Source organism: Candidatus Pseudoscillospira sp. SGI.172 (assembly GCF_050313575.1).
Taxonomy (GTDB): Bacteria; Bacillota; Clostridia; order Oscillospirales; family Oscillospiraceae; genus Vermiculatibacterium.
On sequence record NZ_JBNPLQ010000051.1, the window covers coordinates 1 to 8050 of the forward strand.

Sequence of the window (8050 nt, forward strand, 5' to 3'; positions counted from 1 at the left end):
GTAATTGACCTTGCCGACAAGAGAACAGGCCGTCTTGATGACTTCACGGCGCTCTGGTGCCAGATCTGCAGGAAGGTTTCTGAAAATGTCAGCGGCGTCCGCGCTGATAGCGGTCAGGTTACCGATCAGCTCCTCCAGCATATCCCGCTGTGCCAGCAGCTCGTCCACAGCAGTCATCTGCTGTGCCTTGAAGCCGTACTCTGCCTCCATCTCTGCCGCCGTCTTTCCGGTAATCGTGATGTGCAGGATCTTCTCCGTCCAGCTATCGTCTGTATCATCGTCCGGGTCGCTGTCCGTATGGTGGATGGTTTCAACGGTGCTGGTGATGATGTTCATGTCCCAAAAGACGGCTTTCAAGCGGTTCACGCGGTCAGCATCCATCGTCACCACATCGGTTGCGTCCACATCGTTGCTGCCAGCCGTTTTAACCGCGAAAATCGCCAGCACATCCACCCAATCCGCCATTTCACCGGCGATGGTAACATCATCGTATGTATCGGCTCCTTGCAGCGCTTCCAACCGGGTGTTAAAATCATAGTTGACTTGGGCAATGGCCGCAGAGATCGGCACGGCATCTGGGGTGCTGCTTTCATTGGAAAAGAGGATTCCAAAGGGTGACGCCGCGATAGCGCCCACCATAATCAGCAAAAGGAGAAGGATCAGTACCACCACACTGCCGCCTGCCGCAAAAAGTCCGGTGACAGCGGCTTTGACAGTATGCACGATGGTCTTTGCTGCCGCCGCTGCCCATTGCGTAAGCTGGCGCACACCCCTCTGCGTGGAGCCTGTGGATTGCATGACCATTTTCCGCTGCAATCTACGCTGCACGGCCTGCCGCGCTTTCTGCGTAGCCTTTGCTGCTACTCCCTTGATCGGCTCTGCGTCTTTTCCTCCTATGGCGGTTTTTACAGTACGCTGTCTATGGGCTGCGGCTCCGGGATGGCTCTGGCGGGTCTTGATTTGTGGACGCTCAATTTTACCGGGCGTAACAGCAACCTGCTCCACACGCGAAGCAGCTCCGTGGCCATCCCATACTTGCTGCGCTGCCCGACTTTTTTTCACCGCATCCCGGACAGCTTTTTTGCGCCCCTGTTCCGACGACGCAGACTGTGCCGGATGTGGAGGATGAACATCGGACTGACCTGTCCGTGGGTACGGCACTTCAAAGCTGATGTGACTTTCCGGTGCAGGAGCACTTTCAAAATGATCCTCCACAGCTTTTTTCCTGCCCAGTTCCACACGGTGCTGTTCGGCAGTCTGCCGTGTCCCGTTCCGCCGCGCGCTGGGGTAGCGGCTGTCATAAGGGTTGTTTTGGTACGCTCTTTCTTCTGAAGGATTGTTCTTTTTCGGCTCGGTCGCCGTTTTTTCCTGTCCGACCGGCTCAGCCTGGTCATGGCGCTTTTTGATCTGCCGGATGGCTCTGCGCCCTCCATCGGCAGCAGCAAGCGCACTTCGCCTGCCGGTCGTTTCCACTTGATCGGTGGCATACTGAACGCTCCCGCGCTCCTTTGGGCCGCGCTGGGCTTCCTGCTGATCGTGGTGTGCTTTCCAGATGCTGCCCGCGTCCTTGGGGACAAAATCCCGGTTCAGAGCCTTGGGATTGTCCATAGCGGGGCGTGTTTTTATATCCACCATACTACCTCCTACGAAAAATGCACGGGCAGAGCATCACGCTCTGCCCGCATTTTCTTTATCCTTCTCCCGGTTTGGTGGTCATCAGCCAATACAGGCTGGTGTCCTTCGGGAACTCATTGACCAGCGGCACGATTGCGCCGCCGACTTTAATCAAGCCGTGTCCGGGCGGCTTGTCGCTGACATAGCTCATTTGGGCGGACGAAGCGTTCAGAATATGAGCCAGAACCTCGCGGTCATTGGGGGCCTGATTGAACATCAGCAGAAATTCGCTGTTGGCGAACATCATGCGGGCGGTATCAGAGCGCAGGCATTCCTCCACATTCTGCGTAATGCCGGTCAGGGTCGCATAATACTTTCTGAACCGCTTCCAGCATTTATACAGGAACTCCGCGCTGTACTTGCTCACATTATCGCCTGCGCCGCCCATACTACTTCCCGCAAAGAATAAATATATCTCGTCGATATAGACATGGGTGTACTTGCCCTCGGCGCGGTTGGCGATGACACGGTTCATAATGGCGTCCAGCATGACCAGCAGGCCGATGGGTTTCAAGTTTTCGCCCAAATCCTGAATGTCAAAGCACAGGATACGGTTCCTGGAGTTGACATTGGTCTGGTGGGCGAACACATCCAGGGTGCCGGTGGTAAACAGCTCCAGCGCCAGCGCAATGTCATGAGCGGCAGGCTCCTTCTGCCGCATCAGATCGTCATGCAAGTCCTTCAGCGTGGGCGGATCGCCCTTATAGGTCTTGATGTACTCCCGGTACACATTAGCGGTACAGCGGTCGATAATTGACTTGTCTCTTGCACTGATCTGCTCCGCGCCCATGATCTGCTCACAGAGGGACATGATAAAGTCACTTTTCAGCGCCAGCGGATTCTGACCGCCGCCGTATTCGCTGGAAATGTCCATGGCATTGATGTAGGTATCACTGGACGCAGAAATGGTGATGATCTCTCCGCCCAGCGCCCGTACCAGCGGGCCATACTCGCGCTCGGGGTCGATGATAATCATGTCATGGTCGGTTGCCAGGGCAAGGGTCGTGATCTCCTGCTTTGCCGCCATGGATTTGCCGGAGCCGGACACGCCGAAAATGAAACCGTTGCCGTTCATCAAAGAGCCACGGTTGCAGATGATGAGGTTGTGGGAAATGGGATTGACGCCATAGAAAATGCCGCCCGTGTCCTGGATCTCCTGCGACTTGAAGGGCATGAGGACAGCGGTGCTTTCGCTGGTCAGCGTGCGGACAGCATCAATGCGGCGCAGGCCGTAGGGCAGCACCGTGTTCAGTGCGTCCTCCTGCTGATAGTTGAGGACGGCAAATTCACAGTTTCCGGTGCGGGTCTGTAAGGATTTGGTATCCTGGTCAAGCTGCTCCAGGCTGTCCGCAAGATGGGTCAGCGTCACCACGCCGTGCATCATGCGTTGGTCGCGCTCGGTCAGATCATCCATGTACTCTTTGCCCACCTGCCGCATCTGCTCCAGTTGATAGGGCAGCGTGGCCGTAAAGTTGTTGTGGGCGTTCTGGCGCTGCTGCCAGCGGTTGGCGTCGGAGTCCACAGACATGATGACCTTATCCACCAGCTTGATAGCGTCATCCATGCCGATGGGAACAATATCAATGGAGAGCATCATGTTCCGGGGGTAATCCATCAGCTCGGTGATCATGGAGTCCTTGATGAAGCTGGCATAATCCCGCAGAAACAGGGTACGCCCAAAGCAGTTGTCCATTTCAAAATGGCTCTTTTTGAAGGACAGGCACCCCGGCGCAATAGCGTCCTTGAAGTCGTGACCGCGCTTCATGGTTTCGTGCAGGTCAAAGTGGAACTCCTGCTCCTCGCCAGGGCGGAAGAAGTCATGGAACAGGCGCAGGCGCTCGTTCAGATTGATTTCCCGGATGGTGGAATCCAAACGGGACAGGCTGGTGGTCAGGTCGGTTCCCACACGGTTGAAAAAGCCCTTTGCTTCTTCGTAGTTTCTGGCCTCGGTAGAGATCGTGATGTACTTCTCTTGGATGAGGTTGTTGCTGTCCCCGGCCTTGTCTGCCAGCAGGTCGTTGTACTCCCCACGGTACTGATCCAGCCGGTCACCCTTGTAGGGCATGAACAGGTTTGCATTGAACTCCCGCTGATTTAATCTGCGGTTGAACAGCGTGATTTTGGCGGTGGCGTTGACCGGGAGCGCGTTCAGAAAGGCACAGTAAGCCTTAAACAAGTCCTCCTGCTTCTCCGGGGAGGCCACCTTGTAATTGACATCAAAAAAGCGCCAAGTCTTAGAAAACTTGCCGCTGACTTCAAAGATACCGTCCTTATAGACGCGCTTGATAGGGATAGATTTTTGAACGCTGCGCGGAACGGAAAACGCATCCCGTTCTGCGCTGGGTTTCCAGAATTTCATTTACGCTTCTTCACCTCCGAGTGTATTGCTTCAAGATAGTAGTTTTCGGACTTCCATACACGGTTGCCCGCCATCAGGAACTCTGACTTAAACCACGCCCACAGGAACTTCTCCAGCGTCAGTCCGTTGTACTGAAAGAAACCTGCCACCGCGATGGGGGCCGCGCCCACGATGCACACCCAACTGACGGTTTCCCGATCTGCAATTCGGCTCATGCCGAAATACAGACCGACGGCAACGCCCACCGCCAGCACCGCACAGACAAACTGGCGCATGGACAGGCCGAAAAAGATGGTTTCCTTGTAATTGCGGATTTCCTTGTTGATTTTGATTTCCATGAAAGACTCACCGTCCTATTCTTTTAGGAGTCATACTGTGCCTATGTAGAAAGGGCAGCCCAAACAGGGCTGCCCAATAAACTGGAATTTACTGGATTTCCATACACCTTCTAATAATCAAGACTCGGCTGTACAGCTTCACCTTATCTGCCTTACAGCACTTACACGAGTAGTTTCATAAACGCGGAGACATCCTGTGCAAACTGCTCCGGCTGTTCCAGCGCTGTAAAGTGACCGCCTCGGGGCATTTCGGTATAGCGGATGACCGGATAATGCTTCTCGACCCATGTTTTCGGCACGGGCAGCACGTCATGCGGGAAAGCGGCAATGGCTGTGGGCACACGAATCTCCCCCAGCGGCGGCAAAGTAAAGGAATTGCCGTGATAGGCCCGGATGGAGGTGCAGGCCGTATTGGTCATCCAATAGAGCGTCAGACAGTCGCAGAGATCGTCCATCGTCAGCAGCTCCCAGTCGCTCCAAGCGTGGTATTTTTCGACCAGCCACGACGCCATCCCCGCCGGAGAATCGCTGAGCATATAGGCCAGCGTCTGGGGTTTCGTGCCGTTGATGCTGATGTAAGCCCCCTCCATGCGGGTCCACATTTGCGCACGGCGCTTGTAGTCCAGCTCTTCGACCGTCAGCGCCTCGTCCGGTTTGGCGACCAGATTTGCGGCAAAGCCCACATCGGTCAGGTGGATGCCGCGTACCTCCTCCGGATAGCGGGCGGCGAGATAGCAGGTCACACCCCGTCCCATATCCCCGCCGGACGCCGCGTATGCTTTGTAGCCCAGCACCTGCGTCATCAGCTTGTGCCATGTTTCCGCCACCTCGGCATTGTTGGTAAAGCCCTTAGACGGCAGCGTGGAGAACGCAAACCCCGGCAGTGACGGCACCACAAGATCAAATTCGGACAGCAGCGGAAACAGCTTCGCATAGCGCAGGAAGCTGTCTGGCCAGCCGTGGGTCAGCAGCAGCGGCAACGCCCCTTGGCGTGAGCCTTTAATATGGAAAAAGTGGATGGTCATGCCGTCCAGCTGGCAGGTGAACTGCGGGTAGCGATTCAGCTCTGCTTCTTTGCGCAACCAGTCGTAGTCATTGCGCCAATAGGCTAAGAGCGAGGACAAGTAACCGTCATCCACGCCCAAGTCCCAATTTTCACGCAGGAACGGCTTGGGGAATCTGGTGCTGTCAATGCGATGATACAGGTCATCCCATTGTTCTTCTTGAAAATGAATGCGGAATTGCTCCATGAACATGACCTCGTTTCTTCCACAACTTCCGATTTGCCGAACCCATTATACCATGCTGTGAAACAATCCACAATAATGACGGCTGCTGAAATGGCCGCAACTAAAGCACAACAGCACTTGGGGTAAAAGTTTTTATAAACCAAACATCTCCTTTGCAATACGGTCAGCGGCTTTGACCAATCCAACCAGCACCAGCATATTGAAGATGACCTCGCCCAGATAGCTCCACACCTGCGTCACAACGGATGTGTCCGGGTCAACGACCGTGACGCCACTGGATGCAAAGGCCGAAAAGATGATGCAGGCCAGCACAACGACCGCGCCTTCCATGCACACGCCGATATAGCTCCGTAGAAACGCCTTGCCGAAATGGGTGGTGTTTTCACCAGCAAAGGAAGCCAGCGCCACCGGCGACAGGGCGGCATACATATAGAGCTTAAAAAACCGTCCGTAAACGGTCAAAATCATAATAAATGCCAGTACCGTGATGAACAGACTGCCCAGCAGCGTGACCAGCCACAGCGGAATACTGGCGAGGAAGCCCACATCCTCAATCGCTGTGATGATTTCCAACGGCAGAGCCGCCGATGCGCTTGTGATACCGCCCACGCTGCTTGCTGCGGTGGCCACAATGCCATTGCACACATCGAAGATGTTTACCATTAGATCCATGCCGTAAGTAATACCCAGTTTGGCAAGGATAAAGTATATGAAATGCTTGAACACATACTCCGGGCGCTGAAAGTCCCGGAAGGTTGCAGAGCTTTTGAAAATGCTGATGGCAAAGAACAGCACCAGCAGGCCGTAGCCGATAGCTTGCATGGCTCCGTTGATGGTCGTTACCGTACTCCAGATCGTGCCGCCTTTAAAGGTCTGGGGCGATTCTGTCAGCAGCGTCCACATCTCTGCCAGCTTCTCGTTCCATGTGGTCAACGCATTTTCCAAGTTGTCTACGATCCAGTTGTTGTCCACTTCACCACCTCCTTCATGCTACCGGGAGAATTGCCGCACGCAATTCTCCCGGTTTTCTTTTTAAATCGCACCAATGGCGGTCAGAATTTCCTTTGCAAAGGCGATCAGCAGACCGCCGAACAGGCACAGAAAGCCCTGCGTTCTCTGGCTGGCATCGTGGGACTGGATAGACATACCCACCTGCACAATGCCCCAGCCGAGAATAATGACGCCCAGCGCCTTGATGATGCTGAAAATGAAGTCAGAGAGGTTGTTGACGATGGTCAAAGGGTCGCTGCCCGCTGCAAATGCAGGCGTCGCAAGGACGCAGAGCATCAGCACTGCTGCCACGCCCGTCCAGTATCCACGCTTCAGCAGCTTGCCGCGCTTATGGAGCTGCCGGGGCGTATCATTCTTCTTGTTCATTTTGAGAGTCCTCCATATCAATGAATTCGTAATCGTCCAATGCATGAAACTCATAAGGAAGGTCGGGCAGCGCATAGTCCGGTGCCTTCTGCGGTTTATGCACATAGGGTTCCGCGCCGCCCGCTGCGGACTTCTTGAAGTTGGGGTGGCGCGTAATGTCATATTTTTGATCCAGCACAGGCTTTTCGCCACGGATCAGCAGGATGGCGTCGTCGGTGTCCATCATGCGAATCTCGTCGATCATCATCAGCTCACGCCCAGCCTGCTGGTAGTTGGTGGAGCTGGAACCGTTGCGTCCTCTGGTCTGGCCCCGCGTCCGGGTGTCCAGCGTTTCCTTGCCCAGCAGCTTGGATATGAACTCCAGAGAGGTCGGCTCGTTACCGCCGCCCAGGAACAGCAGCGTGTCGCAGTTGCCGATGATGCCCTCCCATTCCTTTTCGTACAGCGCCTTGATGTTCTGGATGTTCTGCACGATGATGTTCAGGCCGATGTTGTAGCTGCGGCAGGTGGCAAGGATTTTGGGATAACTGTCCGGCTGGGCCACATTCGCCCATTCGTCCTGAATGACACGGACAGGGATGGGCAGGCGTCCGTTGTACTTCTCGTCTGCCCGGTAGTACAGCTCCTGAAAGCATTGGGTATAGAGCATACCGATGAGGTAATTCATGCTGGCATCGTTGATGGGAATGACGCAGAAAATCGCCCGCTTCCTTTCACCCAGAGAGCCGAAGTCCATATCGTCCCTGGCGGTCATTGCCGCATACTGCGGGATGTTGAACGCCGCCAGACGGACAGCGGCAGAAATCAAAATGGACTTCGCCGTCTTACCGGCAGCTTGCTTGAACACTTTGTACTGCTTTACCGCAACATGGTTGGGCTGTTCCTCCTCCAATGCCTGAAAGAGTAAATCCAGCGGACTGCGGTAGCCCTCGTCCTCCTCGCGCACCTCGGCATATTCCATCATGAACAGCATGGTTTCAAAATTCTGTTCCTCCGGGGGCGCTTCGCTCATGAGATAGAGCATCAGGGCGGAGTCCAGGGCGATCTCGGCC

At 55.0% G+C, this 8050-nt stretch carries 7 protein-coding genes; all 7 read right to left on the reverse strand.

What is annotated here, in order from left to right; all coding sequences use genetic code 11:
- The coding region (locus ACQRD3_RS12975) for a hypothetical protein (RefSeq protein WP_427781669.1) at positions 1 to 1608 on the reverse strand (1608 nt) is incomplete at its 3' end.
- An 82-nt stretch (positions 1609 to 1690) separates the two neighbouring features.
- Entirely contained in the window at positions 1691 to 4033 is a 2343-nt protein-coding gene (locus tag ACQRD3_RS12980) for a VirB4-like conjugal transfer ATPase, CD1110 family (RefSeq protein ID WP_427781670.1), read from the reverse strand.
- Entirely contained in the window at positions 4030 to 4371 is a 342-nt protein-coding gene (locus tag ACQRD3_RS12985) for a PrgI family protein (protein ID WP_427781671.1), read from the reverse strand. Before ACQRD3_RS12985 ends, ACQRD3_RS12980 begins: the two co-directional genes overlap by 4 nt.
- A gap of 161 nt (positions 4372 to 4532) precedes the next feature.
- Positions 4533 to 5627 (reverse strand): epoxide hydrolase family protein, encoded by a 1095-nt coding sequence (locus ACQRD3_RS12990; RefSeq protein WP_427781672.1) that lies wholly within the window; start codon positions 5625 to 5627, stop codon positions 4533 to 4535.
- Between the two features lie 126 nt (positions 5628 to 5753).
- The gene (locus ACQRD3_RS12995) at positions 5754 to 6593 is read right to left on the reverse strand and encodes a hypothetical protein (protein ID WP_427781673.1); all 840 of its coding nucleotides are present in this window, start codon (positions 6591 to 6593) and stop codon (positions 5754 to 5756) included.
- Between the two features lie 60 nt (positions 6594 to 6653).
- Positions 6654 to 6998 (reverse strand): TrbC/VirB2 family protein, encoded by a 345-nt coding sequence (locus tag ACQRD3_RS13000; RefSeq protein ID WP_427781674.1) that lies wholly within the window; start codon positions 6996 to 6998, stop codon positions 6654 to 6656.
- Positions 6982 to 8050, reverse strand: a 1069-nt coding sequence (locus ACQRD3_RS13005) for a VirD4-like conjugal transfer protein, CD1115 family (protein ID WP_427781675.1), incomplete at its 5' end; no start/stop codon positions are given. The genes ACQRD3_RS13000 and ACQRD3_RS13005, both read right to left, overlap by 17 nt.

What these genes read in the sequence shown, in the direction of transcription:
- ACQRD3_RS12980 (WP_427781670.1), bottom strand. Translation starts at nt 4,033, where the DNA reads ATGAAATTCTGGAAACCCAGCGCAGAACGGGATGCGTTTTCCGTTCCG.
- ACQRD3_RS12985 (WP_427781671.1), bottom strand. Translation starts at nt 4,371, where the DNA reads ATGGAAATCAAAATCAACAAGGAAATCCGCAATTACAAGGAAACCATC.
- ACQRD3_RS12990 (WP_427781672.1), bottom strand. Translation starts at nt 5,627, where the DNA reads ATGTTCATGGAGCAATTCCGCATTCATTTTCAAGAAGAACAATGGGAT.
- ACQRD3_RS13000 (WP_427781674.1), bottom strand. Translation starts at nt 6,998, where the DNA reads ATGAACAAGAAGAATGATACGCCCCGGCAGCTCCATAAGCGCGGCAAG.